The 17,803-nt window shown below is 70.6% G+C and carries 15 protein-coding genes; 10 read left to right on the forward strand and 5 right to left on the reverse strand.

What is annotated here, in order from left to right:
* Window positions 1-140 precede the first annotated feature (140 nt).
* Window positions 141-1,316 carry an NB-ARC domain-containing protein gene (locus tag AC08OQ_RS00250; RefSeq protein ID WP_476599322.1) on the reverse strand — a complete coding sequence of 392 codons (1,176 nt, stop codon included), beginning with the start codon at window positions 1,314-1,316 and terminating at the stop codon, window positions 141-143.
* 90 nt (window positions 1,317-1,406) lie between these two features.
* On the reverse strand, window positions 1,407-1,934 hold the full coding sequence (locus tag AC08OQ_RS00255; protein WP_476611856.1) for a DUF4062 domain-containing protein: 528 nt from the start codon (window positions 1,932-1,934) through the stop codon (window positions 1,407-1,409).
* Between the two features lie 202 nt (window positions 1,935-2,136).
* Between AC08OQ_RS00255 and cobT the strand changes: the two genes are divergently transcribed.
* Entirely contained in the window at window positions 2,137-3,288 is a 1,152-nt protein-coding gene (gene cobT / locus AC08OQ_RS00260) for a nicotinate-nucleotide--dimethylbenzimidazole phosphoribosyltransferase (protein WP_476599318.1), read from the forward strand.
* Window positions 3,288-4,121 (forward strand): adenosylcobinamide-GDP ribazoletransferase, encoded by an 834-nt coding sequence (gene cobS, locus AC08OQ_RS00265; RefSeq protein ID WP_462186333.1) that lies wholly within the window; start codon window positions 3,288-3,290, stop codon window positions 4,119-4,121. Before cobT ends, cobS begins: the two co-directional genes overlap by 1 nt.
* A gap of 57 nt (window positions 4,122-4,178) precedes the next feature.
* Here cobS and gcvT read toward each other — a convergent pair whose 3' ends face one another.
* Entirely contained in the window at window positions 4,179-5,294 is a 1,116-nt protein-coding gene (gene gcvT, locus AC08OQ_RS00270; RefSeq protein WP_476599316.1) for a glycine cleavage system aminomethyltransferase GcvT, read from the reverse strand.
* Between the two features lie 120 nt (window positions 5,295-5,414).
* Here gcvT and AC08OQ_RS00275 point away from each other — a divergent pair, with 120 nt between their 5' ends.
* From AC08OQ_RS00275 to sucB, 3 genes are all read left to right on the forward strand, one after another.
* On the forward strand, window positions 5,415-6,998 hold the full coding sequence (locus AC08OQ_RS00275; RefSeq protein WP_476599314.1) for a leucyl aminopeptidase: 1,584 nt from the start codon (window positions 5,415-5,417) through the stop codon (window positions 6,996-6,998).
* 296 nt (window positions 6,999-7,294) lie between these two features.
* Window positions 7,295-8,677, forward strand: a complete 1,383-nt coding sequence (gene lpdA, locus AC08OQ_RS00280) for a dihydrolipoyl dehydrogenase (protein ID WP_462186327.1) — start codon at window positions 7,295-7,297, stop codon at window positions 8,675-8,677.
* Between the two features lie 18 nt (window positions 8,678-8,695).
* On the forward strand, window positions 8,696-10,216 hold the full coding sequence (gene sucB, locus AC08OQ_RS00285; protein WP_476601288.1) for a 2-oxoglutarate dehydrogenase, E2 component, dihydrolipoamide succinyltransferase: 1,521 nt from the start codon (window positions 8,696-8,698) through the stop codon (window positions 10,214-10,216).
* 27 nt (window positions 10,217-10,243) lie between these two features.
* Here sucB and AC08OQ_RS00290 read toward each other — a convergent pair whose 3' ends face one another.
* The gene (locus tag AC08OQ_RS00290; protein WP_476601292.1) at window positions 10,244-11,830 is read right to left on the reverse strand and encodes a protein kinase; all 1,587 of its coding nucleotides are present in this window, start codon (window positions 11,828-11,830) and stop codon (window positions 10,244-10,246) included.
* Window positions 11,831-12,040: 210 nt separating this feature from the next.
* On the opposite strand from AC08OQ_RS00290, the gene AC08OQ_RS00295 reads away from it, so the two are divergent.
* The 4 genes from AC08OQ_RS00295 (at window position 12,041) to AC08OQ_RS00310 (ending at window position 15,284) form a co-directional block, all read left to right on the forward strand.
* Window positions 12,041-12,775 (forward strand): Type 1 glutamine amidotransferase-like domain-containing protein, encoded by a 735-nt coding sequence (locus tag AC08OQ_RS00295; RefSeq protein ID WP_476591715.1) that lies wholly within the window; start codon window positions 12,041-12,043, stop codon window positions 12,773-12,775.
* Between the two features lie 159 nt (window positions 12,776-12,934).
* On the forward strand, window positions 12,935-13,936 hold the full coding sequence (gene lipA / locus AC08OQ_RS00300) for a lipoyl synthase (protein ID WP_476601289.1): 1,002 nt from the start codon (window positions 12,935-12,937) through the stop codon (window positions 13,934-13,936).
* 117 nt (window positions 13,937-14,053) lie between these two features.
* On the forward strand, window positions 14,054-14,311 hold the full coding sequence (locus AC08OQ_RS00305; RefSeq protein WP_476601290.1) for a hypothetical protein: 258 nt from the start codon (window positions 14,054-14,056) through the stop codon (window positions 14,309-14,311).
* 106 nt (window positions 14,312-14,417) lie between these two features.
* Window positions 14,418-15,284, forward strand: coding sequence for a DUF4191 domain-containing protein (locus tag AC08OQ_RS00310; protein WP_476601291.1), 867 nt, complete (start codon window positions 14,418-14,420; stop codon window positions 15,282-15,284).
* A 75-nt stretch (window positions 15,285-15,359) separates the two neighbouring features.
* Here the strand turns inward: AC08OQ_RS00310 and AC08OQ_RS00315 are convergent, their stop codons facing one another.
* Entirely contained in the window at window positions 15,360-15,854 is a 495-nt protein-coding gene (locus tag AC08OQ_RS00315; protein ID WP_462187560.1) for an RDD family protein, read from the reverse strand.
* A 182-nt stretch (window positions 15,855-16,036) separates the two neighbouring features.
* On the opposite strand from AC08OQ_RS00315, the gene glnA reads away from it, so the two are divergent.
* On the forward strand, window positions 16,037-17,461 hold the full coding sequence (glnA, locus tag AC08OQ_RS00320) for a type I glutamate--ammonia ligase (protein WP_462187559.1): 1,425 nt from the start codon (window positions 16,037-16,039) through the stop codon (window positions 17,459-17,461).
* The last annotated feature ends 342 nt before the right edge of the window (window positions 17,462-17,803 follow it).

Genomic DNA, 17,803 nt, shown 5'->3' on the forward strand with positions numbered 1-17,803 from the left:
GGGCCGAGGTGCGGGCGGGCGAGTTTGGCGAGGGTCCATCGCAGGTCGTGCAGCAGGGCGGCGACCTCGTCGGTCCGTTCCGCTCCGGTGAGATGACGGACCAGATAGGCCCAGGCGTATCCGGCGGAGTCGGGCAGCAGTCACCAGGGCGCCGGCATCCGCGACGGTCCGGCGGTGGCGGTCCCGGTGGCGAGAAAGGCGGTGTAGAGGGCATCGCACAGCAGGGCGTCGAGTTCACGCAGCCGTGCCGGGCCGACCCGGACCCGCAGATAGGTGCGAAGCACATCCTGCAGGAGCAGGGAGGGTGGCGTCTGTCGATAGGCGACGACCAGGGACAGGTCCGCGAGCTCCTGGCAGAGATCGTCGACCTCGTCCGGATCGAGGTCGACGGTGGCTCCCCAGTACACCTCGAGTACCTCCCGGGGAATCTCGACGTCCTCGGGAAACACGGCGAGCTCGAGATAACGCTCCAACCGATGCCCGGTGAGCAGCCCAAGGCTCGCCCCCAGGGTCACCTCCACGGCCTCGTTCCGGTCCGCGGCCCGGCTGACGTCAAGCCCGGTCGGACCGCGCCGCTCGAGGCGACGCAGCACCCGCTCGACGGCCCGCGGCACGGTCATCCCATCCCGAATGTGCCGCACCAGGGTCCGGTTCACCAGGCTCAGCAGCATCGGCCACCGACCGGTGACGACCAGCAGCCGCGCCGCGGCCTCCGCCGGCACACCACCGCCGACGTCCCGCAGCAGCAGCGCCATCGCCTCACCGTGGGCCATGGTCGGCATCTCAACCATGCGGGCCCGGGGAGCAAGGTCGCGCAGCCGCGTGGTGACCAGCCGCACCGTGTTCGGACCGCCCTGCAGGAAGGGGCGGAGCTGGGCGCGTTCCCACACGTCGTCGACGATGAGAAGCCGGGGCTCGTCGCCGAGCAGCGTGCCGAGATGAAAACCGGCCTGCTCGGGATCGGAGAGGGCGGGACGAAGACCCGAGAGCGCCTCACTGAGATCATTGACCCGGTCGGCGAGGTGCGCGCCGCCGAGCGACTCCCCGATCGTCACCCACAGCACGCCACCGCCGAACCGCCTGGCGATCTCCGGACGCCGACAGACCTGCTGAGCCAGGGTCGTCTTTCCGATTCCGCCCGTTCCGTACAGGACGACCGGTGCGTCCATCACCCCGCCCGCCGACGCCCCGGAAAACCCCGACGCCCCGGAAGACCCCGCGTCGGCCGCGGGCGTCGCCCCGGCGAGCACCTGCGCGAGAACCGCGGAGGTGAGCGCCGGCCGGGCAACGACACCGCCGCGGTCCGCAGGCACCATCCATGGTCGACGCGGTCGTCCCGGCACCGCCTGGTCCACCGCGGTGGACGGCCCCGCCAGGAGCGACCTGCCCGCGGCCGCCTCCCGGCGCTAGCTCTCCCGCAGCTTCACCAGGGCGTCGAGGACGGCGGTCTCCAGGTCACCCGCGTTGCGGAAGTCGGTCGTGATGATGCCCGATTCCCGCAGCCGGGCACGGAATCGCTTCTGGCGAGCGGGATGCAGGTCGTCGACGAAGTCTCCGAACGGCACCTCGGCGTAGTAGTCGAGGAGGAACACCAGGCGGGGGATCCCGGCGGCGGTTGCCGTGTCGAACTCCAGCTCGGTGTACGAGACCTGCGGCCGGCCGGGCACCGGGGAGCCGTAACGGAAGCCGATGAGGCCGATGTAGACATCGGACGAGCGGACAGCGCGGATGCAGAACTCCGCCGGATCGTCGTCGCGAGCCCCGAAGTACGCCATGTCGATGACCCGGTCCCCGGCCAGCGCGACAGCACGTTCGGCCGCCGCCACGAACGAGCGGTCCCGCGGAAAACGACGCAGCTCAGCGGTGTGGCTCAGGAACACCCGGCGTTCGTGCCCGCCCGCCGCTCCCCCGATGGGAACGGCCGGCACCGGCACCGCGGGCGCTGACACATCCGGCAAAGTACCCGATCTCAACAGCCCGCCGCCTCCGCAACCGGCCTTTGCCAGCCACGCCGGCAAGGACCAACCGTCCCGGCCGCGCCGATCGGCACAATCATGCGGTACGGGGACCGCTGGGAGATACCTTCGCGGGGATGTGGTGCGTTGCCGACCGAGCGGATCAGGTAGTAAGGATCCCGTGGATCCCGATGCGTCAGGCAGCGCCGTTCCCGCCGTTCCCCCGCTGGACTCCGACGCGATGGCGACGGCTCGCCAGCGGCAGACCGAACTGACCAAGCCACCCGGGGCGCTGGGCCGGCTCGAGGATCTGTCCATCTGGCTCGCCGGCGCACAGGCGACCTGCCCGCCCCGTCCCTTCGCCCGGATCCGGGCGGTCGTGATCGCCGGCGACCACGGTGTCGCCCAGGCCGGGGTGTCCGCCTTCCCCAGCGACGTGACCGCCCAGATGGTCTCGAACTTCGCCGCGGGCGGCGCGGCGGTCAACGTGCTGGCCCGCCAGGTCGGGGCCGCCGTGCGCGTGGTGGACGTGTCCGTGGACACCGCGCGGCCCCTCACGCCGGGCGGGGTGGATGGATCGGCCGCACCGGAGCGCTATCGGGTGCGACGGTCGAGCGGACGGATCGACCGCACCGATGCGCTGTCGGTCGCGGAGGCGGACGCCGCGTTCGCCGTCGGCCGACTCATCGCGGACGAGGAGATCGACGCGGGCGCGGACCTGCTTGTTCCCGGCGAGATGGGGATCGGCAACACAACCCCCGCAGCCACCATCGTGGCGCTGCTGTGCGACCGGGAGCCGATCGAGGTGGTCGGCCGCGGGACGGGGATCGACGACCAACGCTGGATGATCAAGACGACCGCGATCCGGGACGCGATGCGGCGCGGCCGGCTGTTCACCGGCGACGCGCATTCGGTGCTGCGGGTCGTCGGTGGAGCCGATCTGCTCGCCCTGGCCGGGCTGCTGGTGCAGTCCGCCGTGCGACGGACGCCGGTCATCCTCGACGGTGTGATCGTCTGCGCGGCGGCGCTGGCCGCAGAGCGGATCGCCCCGGGAGCAAACCAGTGGTGGGTGGCCGGCACCCGGTCCACCGAGCCCGCCCAGGGAATCGCACTGGACGCACTCGGTCTGACCCCCCTGGTCGACGCCGGCCTGCGTCTCGGGGAGGGTACCGGTGCGCTCCTCGCCGTTCCGTTCCTGCGGGCGGCCCAGGCCACGCTGGCCGAGATGGCGACGTTCGACCAGGCCGGTGTCAGCGGGAAAGCCGAGGTCGGCGGGGAAGCCGAGGTCAGCGGCAGCCAGGAGGGCTCAGGCCCCGCGGCCGGTGCCCCGTGATGCTCGAGGCGAGAACAGCATTCACGCTGCTCACCGTCCTGCCGCTGCGGGGCCCGGAGCACACCGACCGGCGGCTCGCGGGCCGGGCGATGGCCCTGGCACCCTTCGTCGGCCTGGCCTTGGGGCTGCTTGCCGGCAGTGCGGTGTTCGCCACCCGGATCGTCACGGCGGTTCCCGGTCAGCGCACCCAGACCCTGCTGCCGGCCGTCGTCGGCGTCGCGGTGCTCGCTCTGGTCACCCGGGGCCTGCATCTCGACGGGCTGGCCGATCTCGGGGACGGGCTCGGCGCCTGGCGAGCGCGGGGCAGGGATCGCGCCTTGGAGATCATGCGCGAGTCGACCATCGGAGCCTTCGGAGCGATCATTGTCCTGTTCGTGGTGCTGCTTCAGGTCGGGGCCCTGAGCACGACGATCTCGGCGCATCGCGGCACGCTGTCGATTCTGGTCGCCGCGATGACCAGCAGGCTCGCGGCCACCCTGGCCTGTACCGGCGCCATCCCGCCGGCTCGGCCGGATGGCCTCGGTGCGCTGGTCGCGGGAACCGTGCGGACCCGGGACGCGGTGCTGTCCTTCCTGGCTGTCTGCGCCGTCGCGGCGCTGGCCGGACTGCTGGACTTCGACGGCGGCGACCCCGGCCGGGCGCTGCGAGCGGTCCTCGCGGTCTGGGTCGGGACAGGCGTCTCGTTCCTGCTCCGGCGGTATCTGCTCACGCGCTTCGGCGGGATCACCGGAGACATCCTCGGCGGGCTTATCGAGATCACCGCGGCGGCGACCCTGCTCGCCATGGCCATGACGATCCCGACGCCCGTCCTGCACGCCCTCGGCCTGCACTGACAGCGCGGCGGACGCCGCCCGCTGGAGTCCGCCGGGCAGGCCCGCCCGGCGGCTGGGCTACTTGGGCGAGGACCCGACGAACGGCGGCCGGACAACCGTCATGGGACTCGGACGGCCCCGGACGTCGACGTTCACCGTGTCGCCCGCCTGCACGGACCGGTCCAGCAGGGCGAGTCCGATCCCCTGGCGCAGCGTCGGAGAGAACGTGCCGCTGGTGACCTCACCGACCGTGGCACCAGCCGCGGAGGTCACGGTCATGTGCGGACGGGGAATCGCCCGGCCGGTGGACCGCAGCCCCCACAGCAGGCGGGAGGCGCCGGCGGACCGCTCCGCGAGCAGGGCGTCGCGTCCCCAGAAGCGATCCTTGTCCCAGCCAACGGCCCATCCGGAGCGGGCCTGGACCGGCATGATCGACAAGGAGAGGTCCTGGCCATGCAGCGGATACCCCATCTCGGTCCGCAGCGTGTCGCGGGCGCCGAGGCCGACCGGCACGACGCCGAGCGGCTCACCTGCCGCGAACAGCGCATCCCACAGCGCAGGGGTGTCGTCCCAACGGGGCAACAGCTCGTAGCCTCGCTCTCCGGTGTAGCCCGACCGGCACACGATCACCGGGTGGCCCTTCCACTCCGCGTCGACGAAACTCATGTACGTCCCGCCGGTGGGCAGGCCGAGGGCGCCGAGCAGGTCGACGCAGGCCGGTCCCTGGACCGCCACCACGCCGTACCCGGTGTGCAGGTCGGTGACGGACACGCCCGCCGGCGCCGCCGCGGCAAGGCGAGCGACGACCTGTGCGGTGTTCGCGGCATTCGGGACGAGGAAGACCTCCTCGCCGGAGTACAGGTAAGCGATCAGATCGTCGACGACCCCGCCGGTCTCCTCGCAGCACAAGGTGTACTGCGCCTGGCCGGGGCCGATCCGGCGCAGGTCGTTGGTCAGGCAGGCGTTGACGAAGGCGGCGGCGCCGGGGCCGGCGATCCTGGCCTTGCCGAGATGGCTGACATCGAAGATCCCGACCGCGCCGCGGACCGCCTGGTGCTCGGCGAGCACCCCGCGGCCGGCGTACTCGATCGGCATCTCCCAGCCACCGAACCCGGCCATCTTCGCGCCCAGCTCGACGTGCCGGTCGTACAGCGGGGATCGACGCAGCTCTGGGGATCGACGCAGCTCTGCCATGGCCAGCAGCCTAGTATCAGGCCGGCACCGGCCGAAACGACCGCGGGCCTGGCCTCCGGCCACCCGCCGGTGGCGTCCGGATCACCGCCGGGAAGACGTCCCGTTCAATACGCTCACTGCATGACCACCATCGTGCCCAGTACCGCCGCTCTCGCCGATCTCGATGTGGACGCGGTGGTGATCGGCACCGCCACCGGCGACGAGGGGCTCCTCGTGACCGGGGGCGCGGCGGACCTGGACACCGCGCTCGGCGGCCGGCTGACGGAGGTGCTTGCCTCGCTGGGTGCGACCGGCAAGGCCGGCGAAACGGTCCGCTTCGCCACCCTCGGTGCCGTGCCCTGCACGACGGTCCTCGCGGTCGGGCTGGGCCCCCTCGCCACGTCGTCCACGCCGATGTCGTCCACGCCGATCGACACCGAGGCACTACGCCGGGCGTCCGGGGTCGCGGTGCGCTCCCTCGCCGGGACCGCGCGGGTGGCCGTCGCTCTGGCGGCCGCGCCGGGCGCGGTCACGCCGGAGTCGGTGCGGGCCGTGACCGAAGGCGCGTTGCTCGGCACCTACTCCTATGACGGGCTGCGCACCACGTCAGCGAACGGCCGCCCACGCCCCGTCGAGGAGCTGACGCTGCTCGTTGACGAGCAGAGCCTCCCGACGGCGGAAGAGGAACTGCGCCGGGCCGTCATCATCACGGATGCGGTCACCCTGGTCCGCGATCTGGTGAACACTCCGCCGAGCCATCTGTCCCCCGCCCTGCTCGCCGACATCGCCGTCGAGCGGGCCACCGCCGCCGGCGTGACAGTCGAGGTCCTCGACGAGGTGACGCTCGCCGAGGGCGGCTTCGGAGGCCTGCTCGGTGTCGGCCAGGGATCCGCGAATCCGCCGCGGCTGGTGCGGCTGGAATGGCGCGGCGGTGGATCCGAGCGGCCGGCGCTGGCGCTGGTCGGCAAGGGCATCACCTTCGATTCCGGGGGATTGTCCCTGAAGCCGTCGACATCCATGGAATGGATGAAGACCGACATGGCGGGCGCGGCCGCGGTGCTCGGCACCGTCATCGCCGCGGCCCGGCTCAAGCTCCCGATCACTCTCACCGGCTGGATGCCCTGCGCGGAGAACATGCCCTCGGGCGACGCGATCCGTCCCTCCGACGTTCTCACCCTGCGCGGCGGCACCCGGGTGGAGGTGCTCAACACCGACGCCGAGGGCCGGCTGGTGCTCGCCGACGCCCTCGTCCGCGCCAACGAGGAGTCACCGGACCTGATCGTGGACGTGGCCACCCTGACCGGCGCACAGATTGTCGCCCTCGGCCACCGGACGAGCGGGCTGATGGGTCGTGCGGCCGCGGTGGACGCGGTCGCGGCGGCGGCCGCCGCCGCCGGCGAGAGCGTCTGGCCGATGCCCCTTCCGCCGGATCTGCGCAAGGGACTGGACTCAACAGTGGCCGACATCGCCAACGTGCCACCGGGAGGCAACCGGGATGGCGGCATGCTGGTCGCCGCGCACTTCCTCGCCTCGTTCGTCCCCGAGAAGGTGTCCTGGGCGCACATCGACATCGCCGGTCCCTCCTGGAACGGTGGAGAGCCCTACGGCCACACCCCCAAGGGGGGGACCGGCATGATCGTACGCACGCTCGTCCAGCTGGCGCAGGACCGCGCGGCGATGGTGGCCTCCCCCGGTTCGGCCACTGGTTCCCCGGCTGAGAGCTGACCTGCGGAGGAAGGTAGGTACACAACGGTTGCTGGCGCATCGCGCAATGCAGCACACTCACGCCCATCCGAGCGGCAGTGGACGCACGACGTGAAAGACTGGCATCCGGTCGCCGTGGCTAGGCGAGTCGTGGCCTGACGCTCCTGCTTCGGCGGCCGCGCTCAGCGGCGGGAACGCCGTCGGGAGCGGCGGCCAACCGCTCCACCGGCTTCGCCGCCGAGCGTAGCGGGCACTACGAGTAACGCTCTCAGCACCACCAGCAAGACCTCAGGATTCAACGAGAAGGGACCCCTGGCGTGACGAATTCAGCGGCCGGTCCCGTCGACCTGGTCATCCTCGGTGGCGGCAGCGGCGGATACGCCGCCGCGCTGCGCGCCGCGGAACTCGACCTGAGCGTCGTTCTGATCGAGAAGGACAAGCTCGGCGGCACCTGCCTGCACCGAGGTTGCATCCCGACCAAGGCGCTGCTGCATTCGGCGGAGATCGTTGACAACATCAACGAAAGCGAGGCCTTCGGGGTTCGCTCGACCCTCGACGGCATCGACATGGCCACGGTCAACTCCTACAAGGACTCGGTCGTCGCCGGGCTCTTCAAGGGGCTGACCGGCCTGATCAAGTCCCGGGGGATCGAGGTCGTCGAGGGATTCGGCCGGCTGGTCTCCCCGACCGCCGTGGCCGTCGGAGACCGGGTCATCGAGGGGCGGCACGTCCTGCTCGCGACCGGTTCGTACTCCAAGACCCTGCCCGGCCTGGACATCGACCACGACAAGGTCATCACCAGCGATGACGCCTTGGCCCTCGACCGTGTGCCGGCCTCCGCGGTGGTACTGGGCGCCGGGGCCATCGGATGCGAGTTCGCCTCCGTCTGGCGGTCCTACGGGGCCGAGGTGACCATCGTCGAGGCGCTGCCGCACCTCGTCCCGCTCGAGGACGAGTCCAGCTCCAAGCTGCTGGAGCGCGCCTTCCGCAAGCGCGGCATCAAGCAGCATCTCGGCGCGCGGTTCTCCGGGGTGAAGTCCACCGACCAAGGCGTGACGGTGTCCCTCGAGAACGGGACCACCATCGAGGCCGAACTGCTGCTCGTCGCAGTCGGTCGTGGACCGGTCTCGGAAGGTCTCGGCTACGAGGAGGTCGGCATCGCGACCGACCGCGGCTACGTGCTGGTCGACCGTCAGCTGCGCACGAACATTCCGACCGTGTCCGCGCTGGGCGACCTGCGGCCCGGGCTCCAGCTCGCCCACGTCGGCTTCGCCGAAGGCATCTTCGTCGCAGAGCAGCTCGCCGGGCTGGGCCCGGTGCCGGTCGACTACGACAACGTTCCGCGGGTCACCTACTCCCATCCGGAGGTGGCCTCGGTCGGCCTGACCGCCGCGGTCGCCAGGGAGCGGTACGGCGAGATCAAGACGGTCACCTACAACCTGGCGGGCAACGGCAAGTCCCAGATCCTCAGGACCTCCGGTGCGGTCACTCTGATCGCGGTCCCCGATGGTCCGGTGGTGGGCGTGCACATGGTCGGCGACCGGGTCGGCGAGCTCATCGCCGAGGCTCAGCTCATCACCAACTGGGAGGCGTTCCCCGCCGAGGTCGCCCAGCTCATCCACCCGCATCCCACGCTGTCCGAGGCTCTCGGCGAGGCGCATCTGGCGCTGGCCGGCAAGCCCCTTCACGTCCACGGTTAGCGGGCACCGCCCTGGATCGTGCCTGCCCGCGCCACCCCCGCGGCCCGATCCGCCCAGGATTCAGGCCACGCCAAGCATGAGCGCCTCCGGCCGGCCGCCCGCGCGGTGCAGATGCCGGACGCGACGAAGGAGTCGTTCCGCATGTCTGTATCTGTCAGAATGCCCCGGCTCGGGGAGAGTGTCTCCGAGGGAACCGTCACACGGTGGCTGAAGCAGGAGGGTGAACGCGTCGAGGCCGACGAGCCACTGCTCGAGGTCAGCACCGACAAGGTCGACACCGAGATCCCCGCCCCCGCCTCCGGTGTCGTCAGCTCGATCAAGGTCGCCGAGGATGAGACCGTCGAGGTCGGCGTCGAGCTCGCGGTGATCGACAACGGGTCCGCGGGTGGCGGCGCCGCACCGGCGCAGGCCGCGCAGGCGCCCGCCGCGCCGGAACCCGTGAAGCCGGCTGCCGCGGCGCCTCCGCCTCCGCCTACTCCGACGCCCGCACCCGCACCCGCACCGACGCCCACGCCGGCACCGGCGTTCGCTCGTCAGCCGGAGCCCACCCCGGTCCCGGCCCAGATCCCGGCCGCCGCCAACGGGAACGGCGACGGCATCGGTCGCTACGTCACCCCGCTCGTGCGCAAGATGGCCGCCGAGCTCAGCGTGGACCTGGGGACCGTGGCGGGAACCGGGCCGGGTGGACGTGTCACCAAGCAGGACATCCAGGACGCCGCCCGGTCGCGGGACGCGGCTCCCGCAGCGCAGGAGACTCCCGCGGCCCACCCCACAGCCCCGGCTGCCCCGGCCGTGGCGCCGACCGGCGCAGCCCCCGTCCGCGGACGGACCGAGAAACTCTCCCGCCTGCGGGCGTTGGTCGCTCGCCGCATGGTCGAGTCGCTGCAGATCAGCGCGCAGCTCACCACCGTGGTGGAGGCCGACGTCACCCGGATCGCACGGCTGCGGGACCGGGCGAAGAGCGACTTCCAGGCTCGGGAGGGCATCAAGCTGTCATTCCTGCCGTTCTTCGCCTTGGCGACCTGCGCGGCGCTGCGTGAGTTCCCGCAGCTCAACTCCAGCATCGACGTCGAGGCGGGCACGGTCACCTACCACGGGGAGGAGAACCTCGGCATAGCCGTGGACTCCGAGCGTGGTCTGGTCGTGCCCGTCATCCACAACGCCGGCGATCTCAATCTCATCGGGCTGGCACGCAAGATCGACGACCTGGCGAGCCGCACCCGGGCCAACCGAATCTCGCCCGACGAGCTCGGCGGGGGCACCTTCACCCTGACGAACACCGGCAGTCGAGGCGCCCTGTTCGACACACCGATCATCAACCAGCCGCAGGTGGGCATCCTCGGCACCGGCATCGTGACGAAGAAGCCGGCCGTCGTCGACGATCCGGAGCTGGGCGAGATCATCGCGGTTCGTTCGACGGTGTACCTGTCCCTCACCTACGACCACCGCATCGTCGACGGTGCCGACGCAGCTCGCTTCCTGGCCTTCATTAAGCACCGGCTGGAAAACGGAGCCTTCGAAGCCGAACTCGGTCTGTAGCCCGGTCCCGGCCGGCTGACCGGACGGTCAGCCGGCCGGGACCGGGACGTTCTCCGAGACCCGCCAGCCGGAGCCGGTACGGATCAGGGTGAGGTCACGCCGTTCCGGCGGCTTCGCCGCCTGATGCGCCAGCACCTTCCCCCCGGCGTCGAGGAAGTCGTAGGCGTTCAGGCGTTGGGTGACCCGCAGCACGGTGCGGTCCGGTTCCTCGACCCGGACCTTGAGATCGAGGATGTCGCTGCGCAGTGCCGAGGCATGCGCCCCCCTCGCGACCACCTGCCTCATCAGCGCGACGTCCGAAGCGTGCAGCTCACTACCCGCGGCATCAGACTCTGTCAGGAGGTTCTCGTCAGCCCGCTCGAACGCACGGCTGCGCGCGGTGTTCAACTCGGCGAGTACCGAACGCCAGACCTGCTCGGGCGACTGATTGGCGACCGGCGACGCCGTCGGTTCCCGCCCAGCCGCGGAGGCTGCACCGGTTGGTGGCGCAGATGTCCCGGCCGCGCCGGGCGCATCGTCCTTCTCCGGGCTGGCCAGCAGCAACGCGACGGCCACCACGACCACCAGCAGGCCCAGCCCGGCGGTCACCGGGAACAGCAATCGCTGGCGGCGGGCTCCCACCCGACGCGGTCGGCGCGCGGAGGTCGGCCGGGTGCTTCGGCCCGGAGAGCTGAGGCCCCCCGGGGTGGCCGCACCCCCGGTGGCCGACCCGTTGCCCCCGGCACCCCGGCCGCCACCGCGGGCGGCCTTCCGAGGGTTGGTCGTCGCACGGGTCGACCGTCGGGGCGGTGGCGGCAATGAGTCGAGCAGTTCCGCGGCGTCGACGGCCGTCGCTCCGGTGATGGTTCGGTCGGGCGGGGCCGGATCGCCGGGCGGGTCCACCCGGGGGATCACCGGCAGGGTTTCGGTCGGCGAGGGGCCGCGCCGCGCCGCGCCACCCGGCTCGCCGCCGCCCACCAAGCGGACCGGGAGCGGAGTCGCACTGCGGGCCAGCGACGCGGCGAGTTCCAGGGCACTCGGTCGTCGGCGCGGGTCGTCGATCATGGCGGTCACCACCGCCACCGCGGCTGCGTCCGGCCCGGTGGCCTCACGCATCGCCCCGAGCAGCAGAGTGGCCAGATCATGGACATCCGCAGACGCGGCCTCGGGTGGAATCGGATCCGGTCTGGCGGCGTCGGCCAGCGCCGCGGCCCCGAGCCCGATCAGAACCGGACGCCCGTTCGGCTCCAACAGGATGTCCTCACGCTCGAGCCGGCCATGCACGACGCCGACGGCGTGCGCGGCCGCCAGGGCCTGCGCGATCGGCAGACCGATCGTGACGACCTCACCGGGGTCCAGGTCCCCGCGGGCGGCGAGCAGCCGCGCGAGGCTGACACCGCCGACGACCGGCTCGGTGATCAACGCCAGGCCCTCCGCGGTCGGCAACACCGCCACGACCGGCACCAGATGGGGATGCTCCAGGTCCACGAGGGCCCGGGCCGCGATAACCGCCGCGGAACGCAGCACTGGGTCCGGCGCCAGCCGCACCCGCCGCACCACGCACTCGATCCCGGACTGGTCGAACTGACCCGACCAGAGCTCTCCAGAGCCGGCGTCCCGCAGGCGGGAACGCATGCTCACCCCCGGGACCTCGGGTACGCGGCCGACGCGCCGGGCCGGTCTGTCCGCGGAATCGTCGGTGAAGGTCACAAGAAGCGACGCTAGGCTCAAACTCGTCCGGTCTGCATACCTCTTCGTCCGGTTGTGGATAACTTTTTACGATCCGCCGCGGGGCATGCGATCGATGACCGTCACGTGCGACAGCCTTCAGAGAGCGACGAACCTGTGCAGATCCTCGCCACCAGCGGTGGCTTCCTTCCGGACGGCCGCTACGGAGCCAAGGTCGGTCCCATCCTCCATCACGCCATCAGTCTGTCCGCAACGGGCGCACGGCCCCGGGTCTGCCTGCTGCAGACCGCCCTGGGCGACGACCAGGCCGCCTACGCCCGCGGGTACGCGGCGTTCAACCGCGACCGACCCGACGTGCTGGTCTCCCACCTCACGCTGTTCCCGATGCCGAACATCGCCGACATCCGCGCCCATCTGCTGGCGCAGGACGTCGTCTGGGTCGGCGGGGGCAGCGTCGCCAATCTGCTCGCGGTCTGGGCCGTGCACGGGCTCGGTGAGATCTTCCGCGAGGCGTGGGAGGCGGGGGTCGTGCTCGGCGGAGTCTCCGCCGGTTCACTGTGCTGGCATATGGGCGGCACCACCGACTCCTTCGGCCCGGATCTCCGCCCGGTGGCGAACGGCCTCGGCCTGCTGCCCTTCAGCAACACCCCGCATTACGACTCGGAGGCCGGCCGGCGGCCGCTGTTCCAGCGGCTGGTCGCCGAGGGCACGCTGCCGGCCGGATGGGCGACCGACGACGGAGTGGGTCTGCACTTCCACGGCACCGATCTCGTCGAGGCGGTGGCCGACCGGCCCGGGGTGCACGCCTGGCGGGTCGAACGCGGTCCGGACGGCACCGCCGTGGAGACCGCGGTGGTGCCCCGTCTGCTACCCGCGGTGCCCCGCGACTGAGCCGGCAGGCTTATGATTGTGGATGTTCTCAGGCTTTCCGCGGTCCCCTACCGCGAAGCATGGGACATACAGCGATTCCTCGCCGAAATTCGCTTGGCCGCGGAGCGGCCCCTTCTTCGCACCGGTCGCTGAGCAAGCTGAGCAGATGGAGCTGGTGGTATGATCGCCGTCGCCCCCGAGGGTCGTCCGCTGCTGCGCATCGAGGCCCGTAATGCGCAGACGCCGATCGAACGCAAGCCATCGTGGATCAGGACTCGGCTGCGCACCGGCCCGCAGTACCAGGACGTCAAGGGGCTGGTCCAATCGGCCGGGCTGCACACGGTGTGCGAGGAAGCCGGCTGTCCCAATATCTACGAATGCTGGGAGGACCGCGAGGCGACCTTCCTGATCGGCGGGGAGGTCTGCACCCGCCGCTGCGACTTCTGCCAGATCGACTCCGGGCGGCCCGCACCGCTCGACCATGACGAGCCGCGCCGGGTGGCGGAGTCCGTCGCCACCATGGGCCTGCGGTACGCGACGGTCACCGGAGTCGCTCGGGACGACCTCGCGGACGGCGGCTCGCGGCTGTACGCGGAGACGGTCCGCCAGATCCACGCTCGCTCGGCCGGTACCGGCGTGGAGGTCCTGATCCCGGACTTCGGCGGCCGGCCCGACCAGTTGGGCGAGGTGTTCGGCGCGGCGCCCGAGGTACTCGCCCACAACCTCGAAACCGTACCCCGGATCTTCAGGCGGATCCGGCCGGCGTTCCGGTACGAACGCTCACTCGACGTGCTGCGCCAGGCCCGCCAGTCCGGGCTGGTCACGAAGTCGAACCTCATCCTGGGTCTAGGTGAGACGGCGGAGGAGATCCACACGGCCCTGCGGGATCTGCGGTCGGCGGGGTGTGAGCTACTCACCGTGACCCAGTACCTGCGCCCGACGCCGCGGCACCATCCGGTCGAGCGGTGGGTGCGGCCGGAGGAGTTCCTCGACTGGGAACGTGTCGGCGCGGAGCTCGGCTTCTCCGGGGTGATGTCCGGTCCGCTCGTCCGGTCTTCCTACCGGGCCGGCCGTCTCTACCAGCAAGCGATGACGGCACGTGACCAGGGTCGCAGCGAAATGTCCGTTCCCCCGGAAAGTGGGTCGGAGAACTCTCACGGGCAACGGCCGAGTCCGTGGTGACCATTCCTCGAAGCAGCTAGAATTAGCTTAGCGTTACCCCCTTGTTACGTGGGGGTCATCCTCTTCGCCCATCATCGAGGTGTGTGCCCACGACCGTGCCGGGAGGTCGTTCCCATCGTGCTCCGTTCACTGCTCAGCGTTCTCGAAGAAGTGACCCTGCTGCTGCTGCCGCACGGAGGTCAGAAGACCGCGCGTCGTAACGCGTGGCGGGCGGCCACCGATCTGCACGTGACGACCGGCTATCGATGGATGGACACCACCGTGCCGCTGTCGGTCACGCCGGTCACGCCCGCGCCGCCCCGAGTCACCACCCCGGGCCGCCGCCCCGCGTCCGCTCGCGGTCGCCACCCAGCACTGATCCGCGTCACGCCCTGATCACGCCCGGCAGTCAGATCCGCCGGACTTCCCGCCGGCCAATGGCGATCGGCGGGCGCGGGACGAGCATGCCTACCGCCAGCCAGGAGGCCGTAGGCTCGCGGTCATGGCACTGAAGAAGAAGCCGACGGACGCCCCGGGGTCGGCGACCCCGGGAGCGGCGGGGAAGGACCAGTCGGCGGGCGCAGCCGACAAGAACGGCGCGGCTGGCAGGCGCGGCACCAATCCTGGCGCCGCGGGGAAGATCCCCGGCACGGCCGGCAAGGGTGGCGCGGCCGGTCGGAACGGCCGCAGCGGCGAGGCGGGACCGGGAAAGGGATTCACCACCCGGGTCACCCAACTCCGGATGATCTACAAGGTCACCCGGCAACGCGATCCGCAGGCGCTCTGGATCACCCTGGCAGGCTTCCTCGCTCCGGTCGCCGTCGGCATCGTGCTCGCAATCTTCGTCGGTCCGCTGTACCTGTGGATTCCGATCGCCCTCCTGCTCGGGGTGGTCGTCGCCCTGAACCTGTTCAGCCGACGGGTGCAGCGGACCGCCTACACCGAGATGGAAGGCAAACCGGGCGCCGCCGCCGGGGTGATCGAACGGATGCGGGGCGACTGGCGCCTCACCCCCGCCGTCGGCGTCAACCGGCATCAGGATGTGGTGCACCGTGTCGTCTGCCGCGCCGGGGTCGTGATCATCGCGGAGGGTCACGGGCGTGGCCCGCGGGAACTGCTCGCCGCCGAGAAGCGCCGGATCCGCAAGGCCGTCGGCGACACGCCGGTGACCGACATCATCGTCGGCACCAGTGAGGGGGAGACTCCCCTGCCCAAGCTGCAGAGCACCCTGATGCGGCTGCGGCGCACCCTGCGCCGCGGCGAGGTCGATGCCCTTGACCGTCGCCTGCGGGCGATGGGCGGCGCAGCGCTGCCGATCCCGAAGGGACCGATCCCCCGCAACATCCCGCGCGGCGGCCGCATCCGCTAGCGCCGCCGCCAGGCGTGGTCCGCCGTGCCACCCACGGTGGACCACCCCCGAAGCCCCGTAGTGGAGGGATCCGCGCTACTTTTCGGGGCCGGGCTTCTCGGGGCCGGAGCCCACGGGGTCGCGCACCACCACGGTCCCGGCGGCGCGATCGTGAAGGCCGCGTAGGTCACGGTCCCAGATGAACACCGGGATGAACAGGCCCAGCAGAACGGTACGCACGACGATCCACGGCCAGGACTGCCGACCACAGTCACGCAGCCGGATCACGCGGATGCCGACCAGCCGCATGCCGATCGTCTGGCCGGCCGTACCGACGAGGATCAGCTCCTCGAGCAGGAAGACCGCGTAGATCGCGAGGCCACGCGCGTCGGCGGTGTAGCTCAGTCCGACGATGTACAGCATGCCGACGATCAGGTTCGCGGCGACCGCGTCCACGAGGTAGGCCAGCAGGCGCGGACCGAACCCGACCACGGATCCTCGGCCGTCCCGCGGCAACCCGAGGCGTACCCCGGGCGGGGTGTCCCGCGGCAGACCTGGCCCGTCAAGCCAGCCTCCAAGTGCTCGTCCCACGACGCAAGCTTATGTGGCACCGCAACATGCACCCAACTCATCACGTTGAGTGATTAAGTAGGTTTCGGTAACGCTACGGAAACTATCCCGTGATGTCGTGCGCCGACGGCCTGGTGACCGGAGACACGCCAACATGGCGTAACCTGTGGCCCTAAGAAGCGTGACGCGATGCTGGAGGACGAATGTTCGCAAAAGCAGAAGACGTGCTTCGCTATATCCGGGACGAAGACGTTCAGTTCATCGATGTCAGGTTCTGCGATCTTCCCGGGATCATGCAGCACTTCACCATCCCGACCCAGGTCTTCGCGGAGTCGGTGTTCACCGAAGGCCTGATGTTCGACGGCTCGTCGATCCGCGGCTTCCAGGCCATCCACGAGTCCGACATGCTGCTGCTGCCGGACCCGCACACCGCTTTCGTGGACCCCTTCCGCGAGCACAAGACCCTCGCCATGACGTTCTTCATCCATGACCCGATCACCAAGGAACAGTACTCCCGGGACCCGCGCAACATCGCCAAGAAGGCGGAGACCTATCTCCGGGGCACCGGCGTCGCGGACACCGCGTATTTCGGTCCGGAGGCGGAGTTCTACATCTTCGACGATGTCCGCTATGACTACAACCCCTACGGGTCGATGCACCAGGTCGACTCGGTCGAAGCCGCCTGGAACACCTCCCGGAAGGAAGAGGGCGGAAACCTCGGGTACAAGCCGAGGTTCAAGGGCGGCTACTTCCCGGTGCCGCCCACGGACCACTTCACCGACCTGCGTTCCGAGATGACCCGGGTGCTCTATGAGACGGGTATCACCGTCGAGATGCAGCACCACGAGGTCGGCACCGCGGGCCAGGCGGAGATCGACATCAGGTACGACACGCTCCTGAAGACCGCCGACAACCTGATGCTCTACAAGTACATCATCCGCAACGTCGCCCGCGGCCGCGGCAAGACCGTTACCTTCATGCCGAAGCCGCTGTTCGAGGACAACGGATCCGGTATGCACGTCCACTCCAGCCTGTGGAAGGACGGGGAGCCGCTCTTCTACAGCCCGAACGGGTACGGCGGTCTCTCGGACACCGCCCGCTACTACATCGGGGGGCTGCTGCACCACGCCCCGGCGCTGCTGGCCTTCACCAACCCCACCACGAACTCCTACCGTCGGCTCGTGCCCGGCTACGAGGCGCCCGTCAACCTGGTCTACTCGGCCCGCAACCGGTCGGCGTGCTGCCGCATCCCGCTCAGCGGTGACTCACCGAAGGCCAAACGGGTCGAGTTCCGCGTGCCGGACCCGAGCTGCAACCCGTATCTCGCCTTCGCCGCGATTCTGATGGCGGGGCTCGACGGCGTGCGGAACAAGATTGATCCGCCGGACCCGATCGACAAGGATCTCTACGACCTCCCACCGGACGAGCTGGCCGCGGTTCCCCAGGTCCCGGGTTCGCTGGAGAAGGTGCTCGACGCGCTGGAGGCGGACAACGAGTTCCTGCGGGAGGGTGACGTCTTCACCGCGGATCTGATCGAGACCTGGCTGGACTACAAGCGGGTCAACGAGGTCGACGCCATCCGCCTGCGGCCGCATCCTTACGAGTTCACCCTCTACTACGACATCTGACGCCCAGCCGTAAGGTTCCGGCCATTGACCCATCGCCGGGCCGCGGGTGATCCGGCGGGCGCCGAGGCGGTGACCGCGGCCTGCTCCCAGACAGGTGCGGCACGGTGAACCGCGGGGGGTCGGTCACGCTCTCGAGGCGGGCGGCCCCGATTGACCCCTGCGGTTCGTCTGGTCCTTCGCCGCGGTGGCAGAAGGCCTCTTCGAGCCGGGGACGCGTACGGAAACCAGGTCGCGCCGCCATCTCCGGGCGGAGACCGGCCGAAGGCCCGCCGATATCCACCGAGTGCCGGCGAGCGCCAGAAAGATCACGGGCAGGGGATGCCCGGACCCTTTCCCGGGGTA

Source organism: Frankia sp. CcCS3, assembly GCF_977927575.1.